The 25441-nt window shown below is 41.8% G+C and carries 30 protein-coding genes and 1 pseudogene; 11 read left to right on the top strand and 20 right to left on the bottom strand.

The window, feature by feature from the left end; all coding sequences use genetic code 11:
• The first annotated feature begins 109 nt into the window (after positions 1-109).
• From DACSA_RS11970 to DACSA_RS11955, 3 genes are all read left to right on the top strand, one after another.
• A complete protein-coding gene (locus tag DACSA_RS11970) occupies positions 110-541 on the top strand; it encodes a type II toxin-antitoxin system VapC family toxin (protein WP_015230001.1) in 432 nt (143 codons plus the stop codon).
• Between the two features lie 628 nt (positions 542-1169).
• Entirely contained in the window at positions 1170-1385 is a 216-nt protein-coding gene (locus DACSA_RS11960) for a hypothetical protein (RefSeq protein WP_015230000.1), read from the top strand.
• A complete protein-coding gene (locus tag DACSA_RS11955; RefSeq protein WP_015229999.1) occupies positions 1385-1648 on the top strand; it encodes a type II toxin-antitoxin system RelE family toxin in 264 nt (87 codons plus the stop codon). The genes DACSA_RS11960 and DACSA_RS11955 overlap by 1 nt, the downstream gene beginning before the upstream one ends.
• Positions 1649-1818: 170 nt before the next feature.
• Here DACSA_RS11955 and DACSA_RS11950 read toward each other — a convergent pair whose 3' ends face one another.
• Positions 1819-2094: an AT hook motif protein gene (locus DACSA_RS11950; RefSeq protein ID WP_198007563.1), complete on the bottom strand. Its 276-nt coding sequence runs from the start codon at positions 2092-2094 to the stop codon at positions 1819-1821.
• Positions 2042-2221, bottom strand: coding sequence for a BrnT family toxin (locus DACSA_RS22885; protein WP_071880353.1), 180 nt, complete (start codon positions 2219-2221; stop codon positions 2042-2044). The genes DACSA_RS11950 and DACSA_RS22885 overlap by 53 nt, the downstream gene beginning before the upstream one ends.
• 17 nt (positions 2222-2238) lie before the next feature.
• On the opposite strand from DACSA_RS22885, the gene DACSA_RS11945 reads away from it, so the two are divergent.
• Both DACSA_RS11945 and DACSA_RS11940 read left to right on the top strand, forming a co-directional pair.
• Positions 2239-2433 (top strand): hypothetical protein, encoded by a 195-nt coding sequence (locus tag DACSA_RS11945; RefSeq protein ID WP_041235470.1) that lies wholly within the window; start codon positions 2239-2241, stop codon positions 2431-2433.
• A gap of 267 nt (positions 2434-2700) precedes the next feature.
• Positions 2701-5277, top strand: a complete 2577-nt coding sequence (locus DACSA_RS11940; RefSeq protein ID WP_015229997.1) for an O-antigen ligase family protein — start codon at positions 2701-2703, stop codon at positions 5275-5277.
• 22 nt (positions 5278-5299) lie between these two features.
• On the opposite strand, the gene DACSA_RS11935 is transcribed toward DACSA_RS11940, so the two are convergent.
• The 3 genes from DACSA_RS11935 to DACSA_RS11925 all read right to left on the bottom strand — a co-directional run bounded on the left by DACSA_RS11935 (position 5300) and on the right by DACSA_RS11925 (position 7229).
• A complete protein-coding gene (locus DACSA_RS11935; RefSeq protein WP_015229996.1) occupies positions 5300-6058 on the bottom strand; it encodes a hypothetical protein in 759 nt (252 codons plus the stop codon).
• Positions 6059-6081: 23 nt separating this feature from the next.
• On the bottom strand, positions 6082-6570 hold the full coding sequence (locus DACSA_RS11930) for a type IV pilin-like G/H family protein (RefSeq protein ID WP_232225079.1): 489 nt from the start codon (positions 6568-6570) through the stop codon (positions 6082-6084).
• Between the two features lie 137 nt (positions 6571-6707).
• On the bottom strand, positions 6708-7229 hold the full coding sequence (locus tag DACSA_RS11925) for a type IV pilin-like G/H family protein (RefSeq protein ID WP_015229994.1): 522 nt from the start codon (positions 7227-7229) through the stop codon (positions 6708-6710).
• 360 nt (positions 7230-7589) lie between these two features.
• On the opposite strand from DACSA_RS11925, the gene DACSA_RS11920 reads away from it, so the two are divergent.
• A complete protein-coding gene (locus tag DACSA_RS11920; RefSeq protein ID WP_015229993.1) occupies positions 7590-7967 on the top strand; it encodes an endonuclease domain-containing protein in 378 nt (125 codons plus the stop codon).
• A 236-nt stretch (positions 7968-8203) separates the two neighbouring features.
• On the opposite strand, the gene DACSA_RS11915 is transcribed toward DACSA_RS11920, so the two are convergent.
• From DACSA_RS11915 to cobO, 8 genes and pseudogenes are all read right to left on the bottom strand, one after another.
• Positions 8204-8449: a hypothetical protein gene (locus tag DACSA_RS11915; protein ID WP_015229992.1), complete on the bottom strand. Its 246-nt coding sequence runs from the start codon at positions 8447-8449 to the stop codon at positions 8204-8206.
• 25 nt (positions 8450-8474) lie between these two features.
• A complete protein-coding gene (locus DACSA_RS20710; RefSeq protein ID WP_156800774.1) occupies positions 8475-8645 on the bottom strand; it encodes a hypothetical protein in 171 nt (56 codons plus the stop codon).
• Positions 8646-8679: 34 nt separating this feature from the next.
• Positions 8680-8790, bottom strand: a pseudogene (locus DACSA_RS23075) (type II toxin-antitoxin system VapC family toxin); the annotation flags it as partial.
• 46 nt (positions 8791-8836) lie between these two features.
• Positions 8837-9121: a hypothetical protein gene (locus DACSA_RS11910; protein WP_051017312.1), complete on the bottom strand. Its 285-nt coding sequence runs from the start codon at positions 9119-9121 to the stop codon at positions 8837-8839.
• 265 nt (positions 9122-9386) lie between these two features.
• Positions 9387-9593 (bottom strand): TMEM14 family protein, encoded by a 207-nt coding sequence (locus DACSA_RS11905; RefSeq protein ID WP_015229991.1) that lies wholly within the window; start codon positions 9591-9593, stop codon positions 9387-9389.
• Position 9594: 1 nt separating this feature from the next.
• The gene (gene radC, locus DACSA_RS11900; RefSeq protein WP_015229990.1) at positions 9595-10326 is read right to left on the bottom strand and encodes a RadC family protein; all 732 of its coding nucleotides are present in this window, start codon (positions 10324-10326) and stop codon (positions 9595-9597) included.
• Positions 10327-10479: 153 nt separating this feature from the next.
• Positions 10480-11031: a glutathione S-transferase family protein gene (locus DACSA_RS11895; RefSeq protein WP_015229989.1), complete on the bottom strand. Its 552-nt coding sequence runs from the start codon at positions 11029-11031 to the stop codon at positions 10480-10482.
• 19 nt (positions 11032-11050) lie between these two features.
• The gene (gene cobO / locus DACSA_RS11890) at positions 11051-11683 is read right to left on the bottom strand and encodes a cob(I)yrinic acid a,c-diamide adenosyltransferase (RefSeq protein ID WP_015229988.1); all 633 of its coding nucleotides are present in this window, start codon (positions 11681-11683) and stop codon (positions 11051-11053) included.
• Between the two features lie 53 nt (positions 11684-11736).
• Between cobO and DACSA_RS22575 the strand changes: the two genes are divergently transcribed.
• Positions 11737-11871, top strand: coding sequence for a hypothetical protein (locus DACSA_RS22575; protein WP_269544597.1), 135 nt, complete (start codon positions 11737-11739; stop codon positions 11869-11871).
• A gap of 42 nt (positions 11872-11913) precedes the next feature.
• Here the strand turns inward: DACSA_RS22575 and DACSA_RS11885 are convergent, their stop codons facing one another.
• The 4 genes from DACSA_RS11885 to DACSA_RS11870 form a co-directional block, all read right to left on the bottom strand.
• Positions 11914-12687 (bottom strand): DUF4230 domain-containing protein, encoded by a 774-nt coding sequence (locus DACSA_RS11885; protein ID WP_015229987.1) that lies wholly within the window; start codon positions 12685-12687, stop codon positions 11914-11916.
• Positions 12688-12690: 3 nt separating this feature from the next.
• Positions 12691-13740 (bottom strand): NADP(H)-dependent aldo-keto reductase, encoded by a 1050-nt coding sequence (locus DACSA_RS11880; protein ID WP_015229986.1) that lies wholly within the window; start codon positions 13738-13740, stop codon positions 12691-12693.
• A 188-nt stretch (positions 13741-13928) separates the two neighbouring features.
• Positions 13929-14264 (bottom strand): XisI protein, encoded by a 336-nt coding sequence (locus DACSA_RS11875; RefSeq protein ID WP_015229985.1) that lies wholly within the window; start codon positions 14262-14264, stop codon positions 13929-13931.
• Positions 14252-14533, bottom strand: coding sequence for an element excision factor XisH family protein (locus DACSA_RS11870; protein ID WP_232225300.1), 282 nt, complete (start codon positions 14531-14533; stop codon positions 14252-14254). Before DACSA_RS11870 ends, DACSA_RS11875 begins: the two co-directional genes overlap by 13 nt.
• A gap of 291 nt (positions 14534-14824) precedes the next feature.
• Here DACSA_RS11870 and DACSA_RS11865 point away from each other — a divergent pair, with 291 nt between their 5' ends.
• The 3 genes from DACSA_RS11865 (at position 14825) to tsaE (ending at position 20567) form a co-directional block, all read left to right on the top strand.
• Positions 14825-18040, top strand: coding sequence for a cyclic nucleotide-binding domain-containing protein (locus DACSA_RS11865; RefSeq protein ID WP_015229984.1), 3216 nt, complete (start codon positions 14825-14827; stop codon positions 18038-18040).
• A 250-nt stretch (positions 18041-18290) separates the two neighbouring features.
• Entirely contained in the window at positions 18291-19667 is a 1377-nt protein-coding gene (locus DACSA_RS11860) for a gluconeogenesis factor YvcK family protein (RefSeq protein WP_015229983.1), read from the top strand.
• 441 nt (positions 19668-20108) lie between these two features.
• The gene (gene tsaE / locus DACSA_RS11855; protein WP_015229982.1) at positions 20109-20567 is read left to right on the top strand and encodes a tRNA (adenosine(37)-N6)-threonylcarbamoyltransferase complex ATPase subunit type 1 TsaE; all 459 of its coding nucleotides are present in this window, start codon (positions 20109-20111) and stop codon (positions 20565-20567) included.
• Here the strand turns inward: tsaE and DACSA_RS11850 are convergent.
• Genes DACSA_RS11850 through ntcA form a run of 3 tightly spaced genes read right to left on the bottom strand, consistent with a single transcriptional unit; the run spans position 20533 to position 23014 of the window.
• Positions 20533-20931 (bottom strand): pre-16S rRNA-processing nuclease YqgF, encoded by a 399-nt coding sequence (locus tag DACSA_RS11850; RefSeq protein WP_015229981.1) that lies wholly within the window; start codon positions 20929-20931, stop codon positions 20533-20535. The two genes, tsaE and DACSA_RS11850, sit on opposite strands and share 35 nt — an antisense overlap.
• Positions 20932-20938: 7 nt before the next feature.
• Entirely contained in the window at positions 20939-22324 is a 1386-nt protein-coding gene (locus DACSA_RS11845; protein WP_156800773.1) for a DUF3084 domain-containing protein, read from the bottom strand.
• 12 nt (positions 22325-22336) lie between these two features.
• A complete protein-coding gene (gene ntcA, locus DACSA_RS11840) occupies positions 22337-23014 on the bottom strand; it encodes a global nitrogen regulator NtcA (protein ID WP_015229979.1) in 678 nt (225 codons plus the stop codon).
• Between the two features lie 894 nt (positions 23015-23908).
• Between ntcA and DACSA_RS11835 the strand changes: the two genes are divergently transcribed.
• Positions 23909-25435, top strand: a complete 1527-nt coding sequence (locus DACSA_RS11835) for a bifunctional pantoate--beta-alanine ligase/(d)CMP kinase (protein ID WP_015229978.1) — start codon at positions 23909-23911, stop codon at positions 25433-25435.
• The last annotated feature ends 6 nt before the right edge of the window (positions 25436-25441 follow it).

Below are 25441 nucleotides of genomic sequence, written 5' to 3'. Positions count from 1 at the left end.
CTTGCCTAAGGCAACTTGCCTCTTGCCTTTTGCCTCTTGCCTTTTGCCTCTTGCCTTTTGCCTTACTACACCAAAAACATGAACTTTTTCAGCAACCCCTAATTAAACAGTGATTATTTTAGATACTAATGTAATTTCTGAGGTGATGCGTCCTCAGCCTAACACTCAAGTAATGTCTTGGTTGAAAAAATATCCTGTTGAAGAATTGGCAATTACTTCTATTAGCATAGCTGAAATTTCTTATGGGTTAAAGCGTTTACCAGTCGGTCGTCGTCGTGATTCGCTTCAATGGCGATTTCAGATGTTTATAGATCAGGGATTTAGTGATCGTATTTTTCCTTTTGAAGAAAGAGCAGCCGAGATTTATGCAGAGATAATCGTTGATCGGAAACAACAAGGAAAGCCCATTGAAGTAATGGATGCCATGATTGCTTCCATTGCACTGCTGAAAACAGCAATTTTGGCAACTCGTAATGTTTCTGACTTTGAAAATTGTGGTTTAGAATTGGTTAATCCGTGGGAAATTGCCAGTGAAATTTAATCCTGATCGCACCTCCCCACACTCGATGTGGCGAAGCGACCGCTCTCCGAGCATCGCGCCCCTCCTCAAAACACCCGATGCTGGAGCGAAGCGACCGCTCTCCGAGCATCGAACCCCAAATACTCGATCGACCCCTCCCCAAAACCAATTCTGATTCCCCCCCGATCTTCGCAGGGCTGTTTCATTCTTTTAAAATTAAGGGAGGTAGGGAGATGGGGGAGACAAGGGAGACAAGGGAGATGGGGGAGATTTCAGGACTCTTTTTTCTTATGAAAAAGCCAAAAAGTAGGAAAAACGTCTTGATCGAACGTACCGTAAGAGGTTCAGGCGATCGAGCGCAGCGCTCGGTGAGCCTTCGGCTCAATCGATGCTTCGCATCGGTGCGCGGAGCGCAATCGCTGCCAATTTTGACCCCGAGAATGAAACAGCCCTGCCAATCATTGGGGGGCTAGGGGGGATCAAACCAAACACCGATCGCGCCCTCCCCCTAAAAACCGATGCTGGAGCGAAGCCACCGCGAGTGCGAGCATCGCGCCTTTCTTCAATTTTTAAATCAGTTAAAATAAATAGGGGAATTAAGACAAAATTGCTTTCCCACCCTAAATCCGTAGAAAACAAGAAGTGAACAATGCAAGTTAAAGATTTAACAGTTGAGGAATTAAAAGAGTTAATTCGAGAAGTAATAGATGAGGTTCTTGAAGAAGTATCAGTTGATTCCGATGAGGGAAAATTAATTAGACCTGAGATTCAACAAGAGTTACAAAAAAGACAACATTCCCGTCAAACTGGAGAAAGCAAGCTAGTTAGTTCCCAAGAGGTAATGAAGGAATTGGGAATTGAATAATGGGTTATACGGTTAAATATGATGCCCAAGTCGTAGCTGAGTTAAAAAAGCTACCATCCAAATTAGGAAAACGAATTGTTAATAAAATTAACTGGTTAGCAGAAAATCTTGAACAAGTCAACTCATTGCCCTTATCTGGAAATTTATCAGGATTTTATAAATTAAGAGTGGGTGATTATCGGGTAATCTATAGTTTAGATCAAAATTCAGAAACAATTATTATTGAAAAAGTTGGGCATCGTCGGGAAATTTACAAGAGCTAAAATTCGTTGACATCAATATCGCGCTACTTCCTCATCCCCCAAACCGATCGCGCCTTCCTAACACGCGATCGCCGTAGGTAAATCGCCAGGGGCGAAATTGCGCCTCTAAAAAAGGAGTTGATTGCTAGCAGTCTTAAACTTCTTCAGGAATTTGCTGTAGCAGAATTTCATTAATTATCGTTTGATAACCAATTCCTCTCTTGCTTGCTTCTTTTTTTTGCCCAAGCCAGCACCTTCGGGTGAATTCTAATCGAAATTGGCTCATATTTTTCTTCTTGATTTTTAGGGGGTCGTCCTCTATTTTTTAAGTTAATTCCAAATTGAGATGAAATTGCTTCCTTAAATTGTTCGTGTTCTTGTGAGGTAACTCGTCTTGCCCTTTCAAAGGGGAATTCAGATTCCTGGTTCATATTGCTTCCGCTCAGTTTTACTTGCTTTCCTTGCACTTATCATCCTAATTTTTTCGTCACGAATTGTAAATACAATAACGATCAGTAAACCGTTCTCAGCAACTCCGATCGCCCATTCCCTTTTTTCTTGTTGAGAGTGCTGAGAGTCTTCTGTAAATAACAGGTAAGGATCAGCAAAAGTTGACTATTTTCTTTGCCATTACTCTAGCAGAGAACCGATCGCGCCCCTCCCCAAAACCCGATGCTGGAGCGAAGCGACCGCGAGTGCGAGCATCGCGTCTCCTCAAAACTCGATCGACCCCTCTCCCCAAACACCCGATCGCGCCCTCCAACACCGATCGCGCCTCGCAAACACTTGATCAACCCCTCACCTAAAACCCGATCGCGCCTCCCCAAAACCTGATCGCACCTTCCCAAACATCAATTTTGATTCCCCCCAATCATTGGGGGGCTAGGGGGGATAAAACAAAACACCCGATCGCGCCCTCCAAAAACCAATTCTGATTCCCCCCTTTTTTAAGGGGGGTTAGGGGGGATCATCCCTTGACTTTTTGGAAGGGGGGCGAGGGGGGATCATTGATCGCGCTACCAAAAATTGTGGGAAACTTAAACAATAAACCCATCACCCCCTCTAATTGACTGATGACTGCAGAAACCACCCCCACCTGGCGCGGACAATATTTAGGCTGGATTGGCTTGGCTAGTTTAATTTTTTTCAATGTGTTTCCTAGTGCTTATGTGCAAATGGTCAATTTTCCCCATATTCTGGTTTGGCAAATCGGATTTTTCTGTCTGGGGATTTGGGGAATTTGGATGTTGCGCCAGTTCAATGTTCCCTTTCAGCCGTTGGGATACGGCTTAGATTGGGGCGTAGGATTGATTCTGCTGGCGTTGATTCTCAGTGTTAGTTTTGCTGACTTTAAAGAAGTGGCGGCGTATAACTTTGCCATGGCATTGGGATATGGCGTGTTGCTTTATACGCTGCGAAATTGGTTTGCCTTAGCCCCCCTTAGTAAGGGGGGTTGGGGGGATCCCTATGCAGCACAAGTTGATCAAAACGGGATAACATGGCAGAAAGTTTGGCAAGGACTCTGTATTTTAGGCTCAATTATTGGCATTGTCAGTCTAGTATTATGGTTAATTTCTTGCTTTCAAGAAGAGGGCTTTCAGTTTGTTCGCAATGCTTATCCCATTGGCAATCCTAACTGGACAACGAGCTATTTTTTGCTCATATTACCGTTAGTATTTGCTTATAGTTTATCAGTTCAAGGCTGGCAACGTTGGCTCGGTTTCTTTTGTTCAGTTGAATTGTTAGCTGTTTTTTATACCACAGGATCGCGCGGAGGCTTACTGGGATTTTTTACCTTATTAGTTGCAGGGATTATTTTAGTTTGGATTAAGGGAAAAAAAGAACAGAAACGAAGGTTGATTATTGGTATTATCAGTTTAATTTTAGTGTCTTTAATTTTCTTAGGAACTAACCCAAAAGTACAAAGATTATTTACAGCAGAAACAACTTCTAATCAATCTTCAATCGTGGATTTATCGCAAGCAAACTCGATTATGACGCGGCTCAGAATGTGGCAAGCAGGATTGAATATTTTGCAAGATCGCCCGTTGGTGGGAGTGGGAATTGGGAATATGTCACGGGTTTATAATTTGTATAATCCCATCGAAGCTGGGCCTCGTATTTCTAATGTGCAAGGGCTTCATAGTACCCCCATACAAATTTTAGGGGAAATGGGCATTATTGGGTTTACGGCGGTTACAATCTTTGTTGGGTTTGTTATCCGTCTTTGGTATCGCCTATATTGCAATTTATCTCAGCCTCGCGCTCGTTATTTATTATATGGAATTGGAGGCGGTTTATTAGCTTATGGTGGTTCGGTTTTAACCGAGTATCAATTAGAAAATATTGGAATTAGTGGAACGCTGGTTGTTATTTTAGTTTTATTATTAGGGTTAGCTGATGAGGCAGCACTCGAAAAGGTATCTCCATTAACAATTGCTTCTCGCCGCGGAGTTAGTTTAGTAAGTATTGGCTTATTAGGTTTAGCCTGCTTAGCTTCTTTTCCCTTAACAATTGCCATGGGAGTCTATGAACAAGGAGAATCGTTATTAGAGCAAGATCAAAGACGGCAAGCCTTTGATCCCATGGCTACTGCTTCGGAAATTGTTCCTTGGCATCCTGTCTATTCTATACATCTTGGAAAAACCTTCTTTAGTTTTCGACGGGAAGCAGAAAGTGATCAGGAATTTCAGGAATTAAGCGAAATTGCAATTAGTTACCTTAAACAAGGAATTAAGGCTTCACCTTATGATCAATGGTTTCACCATGAGCTAGGCTTAACAGCATATCCAATTAATCCTAAGCTAGCAGAGGAATCATTTACTCGGATGGTACAATTACTACCGAGAGGGAATTTTTATGATTATTATTTACTGGCGTTAGCTTACCTAGAAAATGATCAGCCCCAAGACAAGATAATCACAGCTTTAGCCTTACAGGGCTTAGTACGACCCGAATTTTTGACATTTCCTGTTTGGGAAAATTATGAAAAGTTATCGCCATTAAAAGAAGCAGTGTTAGAAAGAACTTTAACTTATTTAGGAACACTGCAAGATCGTCTAGCTCCTGATACAGAAGAATATAACCGAGTCTATGAACGTCAGGTATTATTAAAATGGTGGCATGAGCAAGCCCTAGAAGGGATTGAGATGTCTCGGCTACGTCCTACTATTCAAGCATTGTTAATTGCTGAAACATCTCGGGAGAAAGCATTAAGAATTACACAGTCAGCTTTAGCAGAAACACCAGAAAGTGGTTCGCTGCTGCTATTAAGGGCTTGGTTAAATCCAGATCAATTTTTAGAAACCTATTTGCAAAAAAGCGAACAGCTATCTTTAGAGGAGGCACAAGCAATTGAGGAACATATCAAGGAGGATACAGAAATACGAACTTGGCTAACTTCATTAGAACCTAAATTAATTTCTTCCATGACAAGAAGAGCTTTAATTTATACTTACCGTAATTATCATGTTCAACTCATTGGGTTAGTTTCTTTAACGAATTTATCTGAACATCGGTTAGCCGTCTCTCTTGAATTATTCCCAAAATATCCTCCCCATATCTCACAGTTAGAGCGACTAATTAATGAGATTCAAACTAAAAAACTTGATATTATCCATCCCACCGAAAATAATTTTAAGGTTCGCTAATTGTCTTCTGGTACTTCTACTCTTACTTCTCCTTGGGGGTAATATTGACATTTGCACCGAGTTCTTCTATTTCTTTGATAATACGCTGACGAGTCTCTTTATCCTGAACATTACTTAAAAGCATGACCCATGCTCCAATTCTAGCCTCCGTACTGTCTGGATTATCTGCAAGGAAACTAACTGTACCAAGGTAACGATTGCTAATTTCCTGTTTCGCTTCATCATTTATGTTCGATTTTTGAACCCATTTTGCCGCCATTGCATAAGAATGCTTGGCTTCATCAATACGGTTTAGAAACAGCATTTCATCTTTGCCTTTGTAACTCCAAGCAAAATGGGAATTTTGATGAATTTTAGGAGATAAATGGGTTAATGCTTTTTCTAGGTTTTTAACTGTTTTTTCTGGTTGCCCTGCATAGACGGTGGTAGCAGTAGAAAGCATCAGATGAGCTTCAATAAACTTGGGATCGTGTTGCACGATAGTTTCAAAAAAACTGGGAATAACGGTATTGCCAATTTCGTCTCTTGCCTCATTATCCCCATAATATTGAACGAATCTTAAAAATACCCAGTCTGCGATAAGATTGCTAAAACCAAAGGCAGGAGCTTGCTTAAAAATGTTTAAATTGGCTTCAATAAAAGTTTTCTGCTGTTCGTAGTCTTGATGTTGCTCTAGATTAATTTTCTTCAAATTTTGTTGCTGTAGAAGCAGAGTAGCACATAAACCTAAGCTAATTAAGAGAACATAAGGTAGAATTGCAGTGTTTAGTCTCTTAAGCATTGTCTTTAATCGTTTGTTTTTTCTTACTCTAGTCTAATGCCATCATTACTACAAGGATCACTGTAATTATCGGGAACGTTCACAGCTTCATCAATATCTTTTCCTTGGCAAACTAGCGTATCAAAAGCACCGTTATTGTAATAAACACCCAAGGCATAATTTTTCACTTGATCCGATGTTGGATTCAGGGCTTCAGCTCGATGCTTAACTTTACTCGCATCAACTTCTCCAGCAGCAGGATTAGAGTAGCTATAGTATTGCATTTCAAATGTAACATTAAGTTTATTGATATCATCAGCAAAAGTTTGTTGTTCGTAGCGATAAGCCTGTTGGGTAGCCGCAATAGCACTTAAGGTATTTTTTGCTTCTGTCTCCCGTGCCTTGCCAATCTGATTAATATAGTTAGGGAGAGAAATTGCTGCTAGAATTCCAATAATGATAATGACAACTAAAAGTTCAAGTAATGTAAATCCTTGAGTTTTACTGATTAATTTCAGGTAATTTTGGATCAACAGTAAATTTTTCATAGAGCAATTTTTAATCAAGTTAGTTTAACTAATAAAAAGTGCCAAGCAATTTATGATTCATCCTGACACTAATTATTCCCAATCAAGAATAAAACCTGATCGTAAATGTACTACAAAATCAATTAATTAAGTGGCTCGCTACTATCTGGGCAATCTGGAGTAGTTGTTTGCGACATGCTAACTGAAGCGGCTATTGAGTCACTTACACATACAACGGTATTGTAGTCGCCACCTGAAAAACCAATACCAGCACCGTAGCCACGAATCCCTACATCTTGACCGTTTCTAGGATCGCCAGCTGCGACTGCGCTGTCGGTAGTATTATCAGAAGTAACAGTAAAACTAAAGTTATCACTGGTTACAACAATGCCGAGGGGATTAGTAGAATCTGAAAGATTTGTTCCGGTTTCAAATTCACCTACTTCAAAGTGACGAGCTTGTTGCGCTCGGTTAATAGCTCCCATTGCATTACGAGCTTCAGCTTCTCTGGCTTTCCCAACTTGTCCTAGTAGGTTGGGCAGTGCAACAGCAGATAAGACACCAATAATAATGATAACGACTAACAGTTCAATGAGGGTAAAACCTTTATTTTGCTTCTTCGCATTTAAGCGTTGTAACAGTTGTAATTTCAGGGGGGAATTCATGATATTGCTCCTATTTAGCAGTGACTAACACTTGATTTATTTCCTTATTTGTACCTTACCCACTTCTAATCTGAGATCGATCACCCTAATCTAAAAATTTTTTCTGGGTGAGGGAAGGAAGGCGCGATTGGGAGTTGGGGTAAGAGAGGGAGTAGCGCGATCGGGTTTAGGATGAGAAGGAAGGCGCGATCGTTGTTTGGGATGAAGGAAGGCGCGATATGGCTATACCACTTGGCCACACTGGCAAAATCCTGTTATACTTAATTCCCCCCTTTTTTAAGGGGGGTTAGGGGGGATCAAGCAAGCAAGGCTGTATTATTATATCTTCTATCATCATAAGACAAGTAGATTGTGGGGAGAATGAATTATTTACCTTATAATAGAAAATTAGTATCAAGAGCTAAAGAACTCAGAAAAAATATGACCGTAGCCGAACAGAAGCTATGGAAAAATTACTTAAAAACATTTCCCTATAGAGTTTATCGACAACGCCCGATCGAAAACTTTATTGTTGACTTTTATTGTCCAAAATTAAAATTAGTCATTGAAATTGACGGTGATAGTCACTATCAGGAAAACGCGCAATCCTATGATAAGGAAAGGACACAAATTTTACAAACTTATGGGTTAAAAGTGATTCGATTTCAAAATGATGAGGTGTTAGATAATTTTGCAGGTGTTGTTAATTTTATTGAGGGGATGATCCCCCCTAGCCCCCCTTACAAAAGGGGGGAATAAGAGTTGTAATTCCCTTAAAAAGGAGGGATAAGAATCGCTGTTTGGGATGAAGGAAGGCGCGATCGGTTCGATCCCCCCTAACCCCCCTTAAAAAAGGGGGGAATAAGAATTACTGTTTTGGGATGAGGAGGAAGCGCGATCAGATTGCTCAATTTTTAACTCGCGCGATCGCTTTTTCATAGGCAGGATCATGTTCAGCAAAACTAATCACTAGCACCCGTCGCGGAGAAGGTTTTTCATAAACGCGATAAACCAAAAGATACTTGGATCGAATAGCCACGTTCTCGCAATCGCTTATTTAATAAATTAACATCAATTTCTTCTTCAATTGTTCCATGAGTTGACCAGAATTGTTCAGGAACTGCTTGTTCAATCCGTTGTAAGGCTTTTCCTTCGGCGGAGTTTGGATTGAGGTAAGTCATTTCTCCCTCAAATTCAAAAGGGATCAAGTTTTCTGTTTTGGGATTAGACATAGAGATCATCACCGAATTATTTAAGACTTAATTGCTATTTTAGCGCGATGCTCGTAGAGGGGTGACTTCGCCACATCGGATTCGGGATGAGAGGGAAAGCGCGATGCTCGTAGAGCAGTGGCTTCGCCACATCGGGTTTAGGAGATATAGGTAGCTCGATCGGGTTATAGCTGTAACCAACTTTCCCACTTAGCCACACTGGCAAAACCTTCTCCCCCCTTGGAAAAATCTTGTTACATTCAGGAGATTGGAGGAGCTACTGTCCAATCTTCTATCTTTAAATCAGGAATTTTATTAAAATCAGCAACATTTCGAGTTAATAAGATTAAGTTGCGAGACAGCGCGATCGAATCTTCGATTCGCTGAGCCTTGAGAAGGAAGGCGCGATCGGATTACTCAATTTTTTTTTAACTCGCGCGATCGAATCTTTGATCCGATGCCAGTTGCCATCGCTTTTTCATAGGCAGGATCAGGTTCAGCAAAACTAATCACTAACACCCGTCGCGGAGAAGGCTGTTCATAAACGCGATAAACCAGACGATAAGCAACGCCCTCCCCATCAATTTCTAAAGCACGGTATCCTCTTAATTTCCCTTTCAAAGCATGATTGGGAAAGCCACCGCAACGATAGGGATCAGCCTTCAAAATTAACTGGTAAATTTCCCAGAAATCCCTTTCCAGTACATCTGGTAAACTCTTTACAGTATCGACGACTTAAGCCCCCCAACCCCCCAAGTTTGGGGGGCTTAAATGTAACTTGACTTTTCCAAAATGGTATAACTTCGCCACATCGGGTGTTGGGGTGAGAGGGAAGGCGCGATCGCTGAGAGTTCATGGGCGATCGCGACTAAGTTGATTTATTAATCATTCTAGCAATTGGAAAATTCGATGCGATTATAGAGATCGCGCGATCGCGATTGCTACAACCCAGAGATTGTAATCAGTCTCATATAAGTCTTTCAGCCACAATCGCGCCTAATATTAATCCCCAATTTTGCCCCAAAAAACTGGCGATCGAGCAAACCACTAACAGCGCACCACTGACACTCCCTGAAACTAAAGAAACTTTACTTTGTGCCGTTTTATAACCAATAATTCCCCCAACAATAGCGAGAATCCCATAAACCATCACAGCCACTTTTGCGATTAACATTTTAATCTCCTTGCGGAAACTGATTCCAAATTTTTGTAATTTGTCTTAAACTTTGATAATTCCCATCCCCTAAAATCAAATGGTCAACGATCGGTAAATCCAGCGTTTGTCCCCCCTGCAACAGTTGTTCAGTGAGACTGATATCCTCTTCACTAGGTTCGACGCTTCCTGTGGGATGATTATGTGCAATTATCGCACGAGTTGCCCCCTGTCGAATGATCTCACGGAAAATTTCTCTGGGGTGAGCTAAGGTTTCGGTTGCGGTGCCAATGGTAATCACTTTTAAACCTAATAATTGATTTTTTACATCTAATAACAACACCGCAAATCGTTCTTGAGTTTGCCACATTAAATCTTGACTTAAAGCGGCTGCTGCTGCGTCTGGACTATCAATAATTGTTCTCTCATTGGGACGAATTTGAAACGCACGTTTTCCTAATTCTACCGCCGCTGCGATCGTGGTTGCTTTTGCTGGCCCCACTCCTGGAATGGTCATCAATTCTTGAGGACTAATTTCTCTTAAAACTGCTAACGGTTCTCGTTTATCTGCTCCTAATTGTTGTAAAATATATTGACCCAATCCCACTGCAGAAAGTTTACCAGCCCCCTGTCCAGTTCCCAATAAAATTGCAATTAGTTCGGCAGTTGCTAAGTTTTTCGCCCCGACTTGTAACAATCTTTCACGGGGTCTTTCTGTGGTTGGTAAATCAGCAATCCTTAATGAGTAATTCATTTGTCACACCAATCAGATTGAATGAGAAAAAAGTCCACTAGGATGGGGATTAGGTTTTAACCCTGAGCTTGTCGAAGGGGGGCAATAATTCCCCCCAGAATTGGGGATTAGGGAACAGTTTTTTCGTTTTATATCCTTTCCCCCTACCGAAAATTATCGACTCATACTTGTCTTAAATGCAGGGCGATCGGACAGACGTTTCACATAATTTTCAATTCCTGAATAATCCGAAAAATTCAATTGTAACATCATTGGCATATAAGCTAAATATGCTCCTACAGCTACATCCGCCGCCGTAAATGTATCATTAACCAGATAATTATATTGATTTAAATGTTCATTAAGCGGCGGAAAAAGTTTCGGCTTTTCTGTCTCTCGATTACTTTCGATAAAAATCCCTGGTCCGAGAGTAGCATTAGCAAATAATATCCATTGATTAATTTTTCCCCGTTCTTGAATGCTTCTTTTTTCAGAGTCATATTGATCCGATAAGTAGGAAAGAATCGCCCCTGATTCCCATAAATAAAAGCCATTATCATCAATTGCTGGAACTTTTCCCATCGGATTAATTGCGAGGAAATCAGGCTTTTTATGTTCGCCATTTTCCATATCTAAAACCACAAACTCATAGGGAATACTCAGTTCCTCTAAATACCATTGCACGATCGAGGCTCGACTGCGTTTGCCACCATAAAGTTTAATCATTACTCACTCCTCCTCATATTTAAAACTCAATTCCAGGCTGTGCTTTTACTCCTTTTTCCCGAAAAGGATGCTTAATTAATTTCATTTCTGTTACTAAATCCGCCGCGTCAATTAATTCCGTTTTTGCACCGCGACCCGTTAAAATAACATGGGAGTCTTCGGGTTTTTTCTCTAATTCGGCAACCACTTTTTCTACATCAAGATATCCTAATTTTAAAGCAATGTTGATTTCATCTAATAACACTAAACGATAGTTCGGATCATGGATATAAGTTAAACTTTTTTCCCATGCCTCTTGTGCTTTTTCCGTGTCTCTTTCTCGATCTTGTGTTTCCCAAGTAAAGCCTTCTCCCATAGCATGAAAAACTAATTGATCCTGCCATTGTTCAAACACTCTTTTTTCTGCGGGTTCCCATGCTCCTTTGATAAACTGAATAATGGCAACATTAAAGCCATGACCAAGAGAACGAACGACCATTCCTAAAGCGGCGCTGGTTTTTCCTTTTCCAGGTCCGGTGTTAATAATAATTAACCCCTTTTCGTTCGATCGAGCTTGTAATCGTTCTTCTTGGACTTCCTTCCGCCGTTGCATTTTTTGTTTGTAGGCTTCAGGAGAAAGTTGGGTTTCATTAACGGTTTCTGAGTTTGTCATTTTGTTATTTTTGACTAGATTTCCTTACTAATTGCGGTTAGATCAGGTTAAGTTTGAGAACTACTGGTCACTGGTCACTGGTCACTGGTCACTGGTCACTGGTCACTGGGAATCAAGAAGTGAGAAGAGAGAATTTAGAAGTGAGTTTAAATGCCTATTTTTCTCTTTTCTCTCTACTCGTTTCTTAATGACTGGTCACTGATCACTGGTCACTGGTCACTGATCACTGGTTATTTTACCGCGCACTGAGAAGCTGGAGACACTTCTGAAATAATTGTTACCTGATCATAGCCACTGTGGGTTAATAGCTTTTCTAAGGTCATTTCTGCGCGATCGCGCGCTTGATCTAAAATCCCCTGTTCACAAGCCGCATTAACTACTTTATCCAATGTTTTCTGTTGCGCTAAGGTTTGTAATTGGGGTGCTACATCTGGACCCAGATTAAGAAAGCCTCGATCGTACTCATAAACCCGTGACTGACTCACATCCAACTGGTAATCTAAAATCTCGGCTGCAGGAATCTTGACAACGACACTGTCAGTGTCAGGATTCACCACCACATCCGATGCTGTCATCCCACTTAAATCCACACCCGCGCGAACCTCACCTTGGGCGATATAAAGTAACCGTGTTGTTCCTACGGTCAAATTTCCGACTTTGCGATCTTGAGACGTGGGAACGATCGATTCCATTGTAAACACCGCCGTTGTCAGTTCACTCACCCCCTGAATCTGGTTAACCACCATTGTCGGAACCGACGCTTGTGGTGTCGCAGGAGGGGCCTTAAAAAAGCTCTCAATGAGGGTAAAAAAGCCACTACCGGCACGCCAAACTCCCACTAAGACTAAGAGAGTGACAAGAGTAATTCCCCCTGTGGTCATCAACAGAAAAGCCTTCAAAAAAGATAATGTTCCGTTGGTTTGACGAGTCGCGGGAACAGTCGTCGCCTCACGGGAGGTAATTTCTGGCGTTTCCAGATCAGGAGGATGTTGAGTTTGTACCATGAGTTAAGGACAGGGATTAGGGTTTTCTTGATGGACGGCTTCAATATCTTGCCAAGCCTCTTCTGATAATTTTACGTTAATTGCACCGATGTTCGTCTTTAGTTGTTCCATACTGGTAGCGCCGATAATGTTAGACGTGAGGAACGGTTGTTGATTCACAAAGGCGATCGCCATTTGGGCTGGATCAAGATCATGGCGTTTCGCTATGTCTAAATAGGCTTTGGTGGCTTCTTCGGCGCGAGGCTTACTATAACGGGAAGAACGAGAATCGAGACTGCGTCGGCTACCAGGGGGAATCTTACCACCGACGTATTTTCCAGTTAATGTTCCCGCCGCTAAAGGAGAATAAGCTAGTAAACCACAGTTTTCTCGCACCGCAATCTCTGATAATCCCACTTCAAATTTCCGATTCAGGAGATTGTAGGCATTTTGGACACTGACCATCCGAGGAAGACTATATTGTTCTGCTAGTTTTAAATAGGTCATTACACCCCAAGGACTTTCGTTTGATAAACCCACTGTCCGAATTTTTCCCGCTTCCACAAACTCTCCTAAAACCGTGAGAATTTCGTGCATTTTTTCCACTTCTTGGGGAGGAAGTTCGGACGCTGCATAACTAAACCCTAATTTTCCAAAACGATTGGTGGGGCGATCGGGCCAGTGGAGTTGATACAGATCAATATAATCCGTTTGCAGCCGTTTTAAGCTATTTTCTAAGGCTTCTGTAATGTTGGCGCGATCGAGCTTATTGTTTCCTCCTCTAATCCAGTTCATCGTTGTTTTTCCCGCGACTTTACTCGCCAGAATCACCCGATCGCGCTTTTTGCGACTAGCAAACCATTCGCCAATAATCTCCTCTGTCCGTCCATAGGTTGCGGCTTTTGGGGGAACCGCATACATTTCCGCCGTATCAAAAAAATTAACCCCTTGCTCGATCGCGTAATCCATCTGTTCAAACCCTTCAGCGAGGGTATTTTGTTCTCCCCAAGTCATTGTTCCTAAACAGATTAAACTGACTTGGAGGTTGCTATTTCCCAGTTGACGATATTCCATGATTATTTTTGGTTTAGTCCTCGTTTCTAGCGATTTGTTATTAATTCTAAAACAGTGACCAGTGATCAGTAACCAATGTAGAGACGTTCCATGGAACGTCTCCCAGTGAACCAATAACGAATAACAAATAACGAATAACAAATAACAAATAACGGTCTTCACCAATCCATAAACTTTTTCAGGAAACCCTAAGCAACTCCATAATTAGTAAAAGGACGCTTATAAGGAGGCTGTAATCCTAAAATAATATCTTCTCTGGCTACTCCTAACTCAATCAAATCTTCCGCAGGATTTAAATCTGTTGAATTTTGCTGTAACCACACTTTCCCATCTTTGATATCCAAATGAATGACACAATGATAAATTCGCTTTGTTCCATTCCAACCCACATCAAACCATAAATAATGATCTCGTTCTTCATCAAATATTAACTGTAACTCCCAGCCTTCCTGATCTTTTTTATAAGAAGCATATCTCGATAGTAACTTTTTAATCAATTTCCGATATTGGGTTAATTTATCCATTGAGTTAGCCCTCCATACTGAGAATTATAGATAATTAATTTAAGTTGATATTCCCTGACTGCTAACTGAGCAAAAGTAGATTGAAAGAAAATTTCATAGGTATCTAAGGGAACTGCTAAATATAAACGTCGTTCGGGTTCAGTTTGTTGTAAAACCAAACGATAACTGAGAAATTGACCCAATGCTCGATAAAAATCAGTAACGGCTGAAGCATTAATAAAACTCTTAATTTCCACAGCGATTTTTTCATTGTTTTTTTGGGCTGCAATGATTCGTTCTGCTGCTAAATCAACCTGAAAATTAACACTATCAAGACTGATGACCCTTGCCTAATTTTACTGCTTTTTTATCGCATTTAGCCCAGAAGAGCAAAAATCTCCAAAACTTCTTCCTTTAGAGACGCAAAAAAACACTGAGTTTAAGCTACGATGGGAACTCAAGTTGAGAAACGCTAAACCGCCAGACTAAACAGGATTTCACTGGTTTTAGTTCTCGGTTAACTTGCCTCAATTTAAACTGTCAATTCACCCACTTTCACTCTCTCAAACCTCCTATCTTCAATGGTCAATCAGTTTGTGGAGCAACGCCTCAATTTATCCACTTGGAAGGTGAATCGTCTCACCCAATTTCTGTTACTTGCGGTGACGATGCTCACTTATAGCATCATGGCGATGAATATCGCTAACTCCCTATTTCTGAGTAACGCCGGTGCTGAATATCTCCCTCTGTCTTTTATTTTTTTGGGGTTATTCTCAACCCTAGCTTATGGCGGTGTCTCTCAAATTATCGATCGCTTTAGTCGCGCTAGACTCTTTCAATACGCGCTTTTAGGCTCAACGCTCTTATTTACAGTTTTCTGTTTTTGCCTTGATTTTAATACTCTCCCCCTCTACTTCTTCATCAGTATTACTGCGTTTTTTCAGTTTGATTTATTCATCAATATCCTTTATCCCAACCTGATTACTGATTATTTCACCACCCTAGAATACAAACGCTACGCGCCTTTTTTTGGCATTGCTCAAGCAGTGGGAATCCTTTTGGGAGGAACATTAACGACGGTTTTGGCGCAATACTTAAATAATCGTCAGTTGCTCGTTGGTGTAATTTTAATTTTTGGCATTGCCATCGCGCAAGTGTTCTATTTAGACAATTCCCAAACTCGTTTAGAAAGCAATTCTGCTCGGAAACGCATCGGTTTAGTGGAATCCCTGAAAACCTTTCCCGATTTAGTGAAACGATATCCCCTGATTTTCTATCTCGCCAGCAGTAGCTTTCTATTTATTATCATTTATGTCATGTCGGAATTTCTCTGGTTTAGTACCTATGCCAGTCATTTTACCGATTCAGAATTAACCAGCTTTTTGGGACAAATTCGGATTGCTACCAGTAGCACGCAAATTGTGACGCTATTCTGTGTGACTCGTCCATTACTCAGTTGGCTAGGGGTAGCGCGGATGAATGTCGCTTATCCGATCGTCACTTTGGCGGCGCTGTTGGGATTTGCTTTGAGAGGAGACTTAAAAAGCGCGATCGCCCTCAATATCAATGGTGATTCAATTAATAAAGGTCTGGCGAGTCCTGTGCATCAACTAAATTATAACGCCATTCCGCCAGAATTTTCGGGACGAGTGCGAACTCTAACTGATGGCATATTTTACGCAGTGGGATTAACTCTCGCGGGGATTTCCTTGCTGGTGGCTCAGTCTTTCCTGACAGCAATGCAAATCCCATGGATTGCTATTATTTTAACTGCGATCGCGCTCTTGGCAAGATTACCCATGGGAAGACTCTACGCAGAAGGGTTAGAAGGGATGATTCGATCGAACACCCTCGAACTAGATGAGTTTAATTATCGCACCCAACTTCCGGCCGGATCAAGTTCAGCGATTCAAGATTTAATTATCAATGGTGATCCCTATACGAAGGTGAAAGGATTAGAGTTAGCCCGTCGCTTAGAAAAACCCAGTCGCTTTTTACCCGAAGTTCAGGTGTTATTAGAAGAAAATGGCAATGATGCGGCGATTCGATCGGCGGTAGTGGATGTATTTGCGACAGATGCGGATGCGGAATCTCTAGAAAAGTTTCGAGAATTTTTAGACAGCGATCGGGTGGCGTTGAAAACCACTGCTTTAGAGATTTTAGCAGCGAATCAGGAGAGCATTTCCTCAGAAAAACTGCGAAAACTCCTCCATGATGAAAGTCAGAAAGTGCGGTTACTCGCCGCCTTAATGGTGAAAATGTCTCCCACAACAATGGATCGGGAAATTGAAACCCTTACTGAAGAGGTATGGAATACCCCCTGGGAAGAAAAAGCCGCGATTTCGATCGCATCTGTGATTGGAAAAACGGGCAATCGTGATTTAGCTTACCTATTAGAACCGATTATCCAAAATGACAACTCCGCCTTAAAAGAAGCGGGATTAAAAGCATTAGGAGAAATTGCCAGTCGCGGTGATGTAGAAATTGCAGAAATGGCGATTAAAGAATTAAAACACCGCGATCCACAAGTGCGAGCAGCTGCGTTTCACCTCTTAGGGGTGACTCGTTGTCAGGGAATGCTTCACAATGTGGGAATGGGATTGGGAGACACCGATCCGCGTGTACGTCAAGAAAGCGCGAAAGTTTTAGCCACCTATGGGGAAAAAGGGTTAGATTTAGCTAAAGATAGTCTCTCCTCTCGCAATCCAGAAGTGGTGAGTGCGGCGATTACAGCGATTACGCAAGTGCGAAGTAAAAAAGCCAGTGAGATTCTGTTAGAGTATTTAACGCCAGATTTTCGAGAACTGAGTAAAACCCAAGCCTGGCAGAAACAACTCCCTAAAAATGATCCCAATTGGCGACCGTTAGCGATCGCGATTACAGATTATCATAATCGGGTAGTGCAGAAAGTGCTGTATATTCTCTCCTGTTTAGGACACTCACGCACCGTAAATACTGTGAGTCGGGCGTTTAATTCTACGAATCCCCGTGAAGTCGCCAACGCGATCGAAGTGTTAGCCACCTTACCCCAGCGTCGATTTGCCCTGCCACTAATGCCAATTTTAGAGCAGATGGGGCAGAAAACAAACACCAGGAATAATCGTCCTCGTAGCACCTCTCCCGCGTGGTTACGAGCCAAAGGGTATAAACTACTGTTAGAAGCCTTAGAAGCGCGCGATCGTTGGATTCGAGTGGGAGCATTAATTGTAATGGCAACCGTTCCCTTTGCGTTAATGAAAGACCCTGATCCACTGGTAAAAAACACCGCTCAACAACTCTTTCTTCCCATCCTCCATCGTCCATCTCTGCAAAATGTACTTATGAATCGCCTACTCTTACTGAAAAACGTCGCTCTGTTTAAGAATCTCTCCCTGGAAGAATTACTCTTGATTGACAACGCTTTGGAACAACAACAAGTGTTAGCAGGTCAGACTATCTTTAGCGAAGGCACTTGGGGAACTCACCTTTATATTATTGCCGAGGGGAGTGTTCGCATTGTCAAAGAATTTGATGGGGAACAACAAGACTTGCGTCATCTTTTCGTAGGTGAATACTTTGGCGAAGTCTCTCTCTTTGATGAAGCACCGCACTGGGAAAGCGCGATCGCCCTCCAAGATTGTACCTTATTAAAACTGGAGAAAAGTCGCTTTATTAGCGTCATCAGTCAACGTCCTCACATTATCCTCGAAATCTGTCGTTTCCTCAGTCAACGGCTGCGAGAAACGGACAAATATCGTCCTTCCTCAAAGCGTTTGCTTCCCCCTTCTGAAGAAATGGAAGTCGCACAATCTCATTAATTCCTCATCAGTGATCAGTGATCAGTGACCAGTGACCAGTGACCAGTGACCAGTGACCAGTGACCAGTGACCAGTGACCAGTGACCAGTGACCAGTGATCAGTGACCAGTGACCAGTGACCAGTGATCAGTGACCAGTGACCAGTGATCAGTTGTTCTCAAACTTAATTAATAAAAGTGAAAGATTGATCGATTATTATATTAATTCACTGGTTACTGTAAAAGGTAATTGTTAACACGAGGAACCGATTATGGCTAAGGGTTTGATGAAACGACTCCGCCGTCAGTGGAAAGGAAAAAAACAGAAACCCTATACAACAGTTAATAATTCCCGTAGTCGTCGCATCGATCGCTATTTTATGTGGTTGGCGCCTGGAATTTTCATTAAACGCTGGTTATTGATTAGTGTGGTAGGGGTGTTGTTAACCAGTATTGGGGTTGCAATTTGGGCAAATTTAACCCCCATTTTTTATCTGATTGAATTGACATCTGGTATTTTAGAAGCCATTGCTAATGTCCTTCCCAATTATCTTTCTGGCCCTCTGGCGATCGTTCTCGGTTTATTTTTGATTTTTTGGGGACAATCCCGAACCGTTGGATCAATTTCAGAAGTGCTGAATCCCGATCAAGACAAAGAATTGATTGATGTTCTCACCACTCACCGCAGATTAAATAAAGGACCGAAAATTGTCGCCATCGGTGGGGGAACGGGACTTTCGACGCTTTTACGGGGGATTAAAGTCTATAGCGCCAATATTACCGCAATTGTCACCGTCGCTGATGATGGCGGTTCATCGGGAAGGCTGCGACGAGAACAAGGAATGCTTCCCCCTGGGGATATTCGGAATTGTTTAGCCGCCCTCGCAGATGAGGAGAAATTGCTGACAGAGTTATTCCAGTATCGGTTTCACACGGGAGAGGGATTAAGCGGACATAGTTTTGGTAATCTTTTTCTCTCAGCAATGAATAATATCACAGGAGATTTAGAACAAGCCATCGCCGCCAGTTCCAAAGTATTAGCGGTGAGAGGACGAGTTTTGCCAGCGACGCTAACAGATGTTAATCTGTGGGCAGAAATGGAGGATGGACGGATCATCGCAGGGGAATCGCAAATTTCCGAAGCAGGTGGGAAAATTATTCACATTGGTTGTCGTCCTGAAAATCCCCCAGCATTACCCGCCGTATTGAGCGCGATCGAGGACGCAGATTTAATTTTGATGGGTCCTGGCAGTCTCTACACCAGTATTATCCCCAATTTACTCGTTCCTGAAATTCGGGAAGCCCTAGCAAGGGTTAATGTTCCTCGTCTCTATATTTGTAACATTATGACTCAACCTGGAGAAACGGACGGTTACACGGTTTCCGATCATATTGACGCGATCGATGCGGTGTCAGAAATGCCTTTATTTGATGCGGTATTAGCGCAAGGACGATCTCCCACAGCAGAAAGTTTACAACGGTATGCAGAAGAAAAATCTCATCCCGTATATGTCGATCGAGAAGATATTGCGCGTTTAAATCGTCGTCTCGTGTTAGCCAATATCATGGATACCAGTTCCGGTCAGATTCGCCACGATTCCTATCGTTTGGGTAAAGTCATTATGCGTTGGTATAGTCGCACAAAATAATACCATCCCCTTCTTTTCCCCCCTTTCAAAGCCGGAGCGAAGTGAGGAGGTTAGGGGGGATAAACTGTAACCTTTCCAAGGGGGGTTATATCAGGTTCAGGTAATTGCTTATAATTGGTGTTGGGTTTCGCTTCGCTTCACCCAACCTACTTTTTATTATTGATTGAGCGAACCTGATATTAGGGGGGATAAACTGTAACCTTTCCAAGCCGGAGCGAAGTGAGGAGGTTAGGGGGGATGAACTGTAACCTTTCCAAGGGGGGTTATATCAAGTTCGGGTAATTGCTTATAATGCGTGTTGGGTTTCGCGTGGAGACGTTCCATGGGCGTGGAATCGATCGAGCGAACCTGATATTAGAGGGAATAAACTGTAACACCACTTTTTGAAAATGGTATAACCTGAATATCTAGAAATGATATAACCTTAAAAAAGCATGGCTTATGACGCAATCATCTTGGGAAGTTCCCTTAGCAAATGCCACTGAAACTCAGGAATTAGGCGCGAAAATGGCAAAGATGCTTCCTCCGAATACAGTGATTTTATTAGGAGGTGAACTTGGCGCTGGGAAAACAACTTATGTACAAGGATTAGGAAAAGGATTAGGGATTACTACTCCCATTGTTAGTCCCACGTTTACCCTGATTAATGAGTATCTAGAAGGGGAAATTCCCCTTTATCATCTAGATTTATATCGCTTAGAAACTCCCAGTGCGATCGAGCAATTATTCCCAGAAACCTATTGGGAAGGGAAAGAAGTGAAACCTGGGATTACTGCGATCGAATGGTCAGAAAGATTGCCTTATTTTCCTAAACATTATGTCCAAGTTGAACTCTTAAAAACAGAAACATCTCGTCAAGCTCAAATTAAATGGCATCTCTCGATCGCTCCACCAAAATAATCGCAACAATATCATCAATGGGACGAGGAGGGAGTCGCATTCCTTTCGGGATTAAAGCACTTAATCCCCGCGCTGGATACAATTCCCAGTAACGATCGCGCGCTTCTAAACTACTGTTACGCTCATCTACCATCTCAATCGGAATTGTCGCAAAACTTGCGGTTAATTTCTCCTTCCATTGTGACGCAGTGGTTTGATTTCCCATGACCATTTTACCCACAACATACCGACTCAACCAATTGTTTAGCGTCGAAATAACTTCCTCAGAATTAACCACTTGCTGCTCAATAATTTCTCCCGTTGTTTCCACCAATGCTAACCCACATTTATCTCGTCCTGGATCAAATCCTAATACTAGAACCATGATTGCATTAATTCGTTAAAATCACTTGCTCATCTGCCATAACTTTTAATTTTAATCGCAAAGGACCCACTGTATAAGTCTTTTTCGCTGCGATCGCCTGAATTTGATCATAAGATTGATTAATTGTTGTTAATTCTTCCATAAATTGAATCACCTCTAGATTACTTTCTCCCACCACAATATTCCCCACAATTCCCGCGCGACGCGATCGAAATCGAGACGCAGCTAATAATAATTCTACTCGCTCTAAGAGTTTTCCCGATCGCACTTCTTGGGGAGTTAAAGATAAAGACGCGATCGTTTCTCCTTTTTCAAAAATCTTCTGATTCCGCACAACATCAGCAAACACACGAATTTTTTTTTCGCCATTTAAGTAATTCCCTGCTGTTACAATCTGTACCACATATTCTTCACCGCTTGCTAACGTTTCTTCTAAGCGCTTGACTTGTGATTCCGTAATGACAACAATCTGTTCTTGAAAGTCTTTATTTCCAGGTTGTGTTGCTTCAATTGCTTTTTGATTTGCTTGTCTCAAAATACGCTTAATTACGGCTTCAGTTTGTTGAGAATTTTCAATCTTGACTAGATTAAACGCTAAAACTTCTCCCTTTACTAAAGCCACATTTCCTTGTCTCAGGGCTTGATAATTTTCGTAATATTGCTCTAGCGCTTGAATTTTTTCCTGTGACTCAGCGATTTTATTTTCTAATTTTTTGACTTTCTGTTCTTGAAACTGTAAAACCTCATCTCGTTTCTCAATAATGGCATCTAAATCAGCAATTTCTTGGTCTTGTTTTTCGATTTCAGTTTGTAATTCATTCCGTTGTTTTTCTAATGCTTCTAAACGGTTTTCAGTGGTTTTAAGTGCTTCTTTTTGTTGCGCTAATTCTTGGTCTTTTTCTACGATTTGCGCTTCTAATCTTTTCCGTTCTGCTAATAGTTTTTCTCGCTCTTGTTTCAGGTTGGAAAGTTGTTGTTTTAATTGTTGAACTTGCTGTGATACCCTTCCTAACTCTTCTTCCGTCGCTTGAAACTTACGATTAACTGTGTCTAAACGCTGTTGCGCTTTGTCTAATTCGGCTTCAACTTCTCGTTTATCTTGAGTGGCTTCTGCTAACTCGTTACGTGCGTCTTGTAAACGATTTAAATATTCATCTAAGCGGAAAATTCCTTTTCGTAAAGACTCGCTCGTTGCAAATAAAATTCCTAATGTACTCGCAGCAATTAATGTCCCTGTGAAAATCGTGACGAATGTCGCCGTTTGACGCGGACGCAATTTAAAAATTCGTAGCCTTGCTTTTCCCACTTTTGAGCCTAGATAATCTCCCAGCGCCGCTAATAAGCCACCTAGCAGTAAAATTGCTGCAATTAATACGAGCGCACTGGTCATCATGGTGGGAAAGGGTTAAGAGAATTGTTGACTGAGTAAGACGGGGTTATGGACTGTGATTTTTTTCTTCTCAATTGAAATCATTTCTTCTTCTCGCAATTCTCCTAGTAAACGAGTTACGGTGACGCGAGTTGAGCCAATCGCTTCAGCAATTGCTTGATGAGATAATTTTAAGTTAATTTGAATTCCTTGTGCAGTCGGCTGTCCGAAATCTCGACATAAAATTAATAAAAAGCTCACTAATCTTGACCCCATATCTCGATGGGCTAGGGTTTCAATCATCATTTCTGTTTGTAAAATCCGAGAGGATAATCCTTGCAGCATCAGTCGGGTTAATTCGGCATTCTCTCGAAAGGCGGTTTCTGCTTGATTAATCGGCGCGGAAAGAAGCTCTACTGGGGTAAACGCAACCGCATGATAGAATCGATCGGACTTTTGACCAGTAATTAGAGACAACACCCCAAACACGCTATTTTCTCGCAAAAGCGCGACGGTGATTTCTTCTCCCGTTTCATACACTCGTGACAGTTTGACTGCTCCTGTGAGCAGGAAATACACTCGTTCTGCTGGATCACCTGGGAAAAAAATTGTCTTGCCTCGATCGAAGTTCTCTACCACTGGCGGAATGCCACCGCTCCCAATTTGACGGAATACTTCTTCTAGAGAGGTTTCTGGAGTTTTAAATAAGTTCATTGCACCGACCTATTTTCTGTTGACAATCGACTGCTGATCATTCACAATTTAACCATCTCACCTGTTCACAGTTGATTTTGTGTCATCCCTGATTTAGGCTTAATCTATCAATTTTCTATCGTCTATTCTCTCTTGTCAATTGTGAATTGTTTTTTCTCCTCATGCACTTTTCCAGATATCTGTCAACCCCTCTTCACAAAAATTCTTACTTCGCAACAAAAATCCATGTGAGTTGTTCGCAAAAGACTTGACAAGATTTTGGATTTTCCAACGAGTGAATCGGACTTTTAACCCAGTATTCTGAATTTAGACAATAACTCCCTCTGGATTATTGTTTTGCTTATCCTACCCCAAACGGCGCAATCTCGTCAATATTTTCCGATTTTTTTCTTTGTAAAGAAATGTAAATTGTCCCTTAAATTTAAAAAGATTAATCTCAAACCAATAAATAATTAGTTTTGCTTATCTTGGCTTGACATTTCCTTCCTTTGTTATTGGTTATTTGATCACTGGTTACTGGTTACTGAAACGCCACTTCGTCACCATTAGCATTCCTTTCCTTAATTCCTGATTCGATCGCTCACCGTTGCCAAGAGGTCACTCAGTTCATTATTCCCCTGTTCTCCACTGGAGATTTCACGTATACGCGAGAACGATTTTCCAAGCGTTTTCGGCTGCGGCTGGCTTCCCTCACAACGGCGCGATCGCAATCTCCATTTCCTCTGGAGAAATCAGCCAATGATATTGTCCCGTCGGGTTTTCCCGTTCGTTTACTGATTCGTTCCTCTCCTTGTTTCAGAATTTGGTGGTGAAAAAGAATTTGTAACCCTGAGTGAAACAAGCTAGGATAACTTCTGTATCTGAAATCAATTGTTGTCTTCAGGGGGAAAGACAGTGCGTCTGTTTAAAACGATTGCGGGAGTGAGAACTCAACTTCAATCTTCATGGGAAGAGAAACAAAATATAGCGTTAGTTCCCACAATGGGAGCGTTACATTCGGGTCATCTCAGTTTGATTGCTCATGCTGTCGCTGAAAATGATCTGGTCATTGTCAGTATTTTTGTCAATCCCTTACAGTTTGAACCCGATTCTGATCTCGATCGATATCCTCGTCAGTTGGAAAAGGATTGTCAGTTATGTGAGGAAGCTGGTGTGGATGTGGTATTTGCGCCAACGGTAGAAGAACTTTATCCTTCTTCTCTAGAAACGATGACACAGGTGATTCCTCCTTCTCAGATGACGACTCAGATGTGTGGGAAAAGTCGTCCTAATCATTTTGAAGGAGTCGCAACAGTAGTGACAAAGCTGTTTAATATTGTTCAACCCACTAGCGCTTATTTTGGCGAAAAGGACGCGCAACAATTAGCGATTATTCGTCGGTTGGTTATAGATTTGAATTTTCCGATCGAAATTCGTTCTTGTCCCATTGTACGAGAAGCGTCTGGTCTTGCTTATAGTTCTCGCAATCAGTATTTAACTTCGGAGGAGAGACAACAAGCACAAGCGTTATCTCAAGGGTTACAAGCATCGAAACTCGCTTTTGAACAGCAACAAGTTCGCAACGCAACCGCTTTGATGGATATCTTACGTCAAAAGATTTCTTCTCCTTTGGATTATGTCGCATTGGTTGATCCTGATACGTTACAACCTCTAGATCAAGTGGAGAGAAAAGGACTCCTCGCATTAGCCAGTTATGTGGGAAAGACTCGTTTGATTGATAATATTATATTGCTCGATCGATCTCCGATTATCGCCATTGATGGGCCCGCTGGTGCAGGAAAATCGACGGTTACTCGTCGCGTCGCGGCGGCGTTGGGTTTGTTACACTTGGACACGGGAGCAATGTATCGAGCTTTTACTTGGTTAGTGCTTAACTCTCAGGTATCTCTTGATGATGAAGCGAGAATCGCCGAGTTAGTATCCCAAGCTGATCTTCAACTCTCTCTCAGTGACCATCCTGATGTTCCAGTAAGGGTTAACTTGAATGGAGAAGATATCACGCAACTGATTCGGACTCCTTTGGTGACTCGTAAGGTTTCCGCAATCGCTGCTCAAAAAGCAGTGCGACAAAAATTATTGGAACAACAACAGCAATGGGGAGAGAAAGGGGGGTTAGTCGCAGAAGGGCGAGATATTGGTACTCATGTTTTCCCCAATGCGGAATTGAAAATCTTTCTGACGGCTTCGGTGGGAGAGCGAGCGCGACGACGACAACGAGAAATGGTGACTCAAAATCAAGAAACGATTGATTTTGAACAGCTACAGAAGGAGATTCAGGAACGAGATGTTTATGATAGTAATCGCTCAATTGCTCCCATGAGAAAAGCACCCGACGCGATTGAATTGGTGACAGATGGTTTGACCATTGAACAAGTGATTGAGAAGATTGTTCAACTCTACCGTGTCAGGTTTTCTTCCTAAATTTCA

The organism is Dactylococcopsis salina PCC 8305 (assembly GCF_000317615.1).
Lineage (GTDB): Bacteria > Cyanobacteriota > Cyanobacteriia > Cyanobacteriales > Rubidibacteraceae > Halothece > Halothece salina.
The sequence above is the reverse complement of the archived record's forward strand: the minus strand, read 5'-3'. Positions and strand labels throughout refer to the sequence as shown.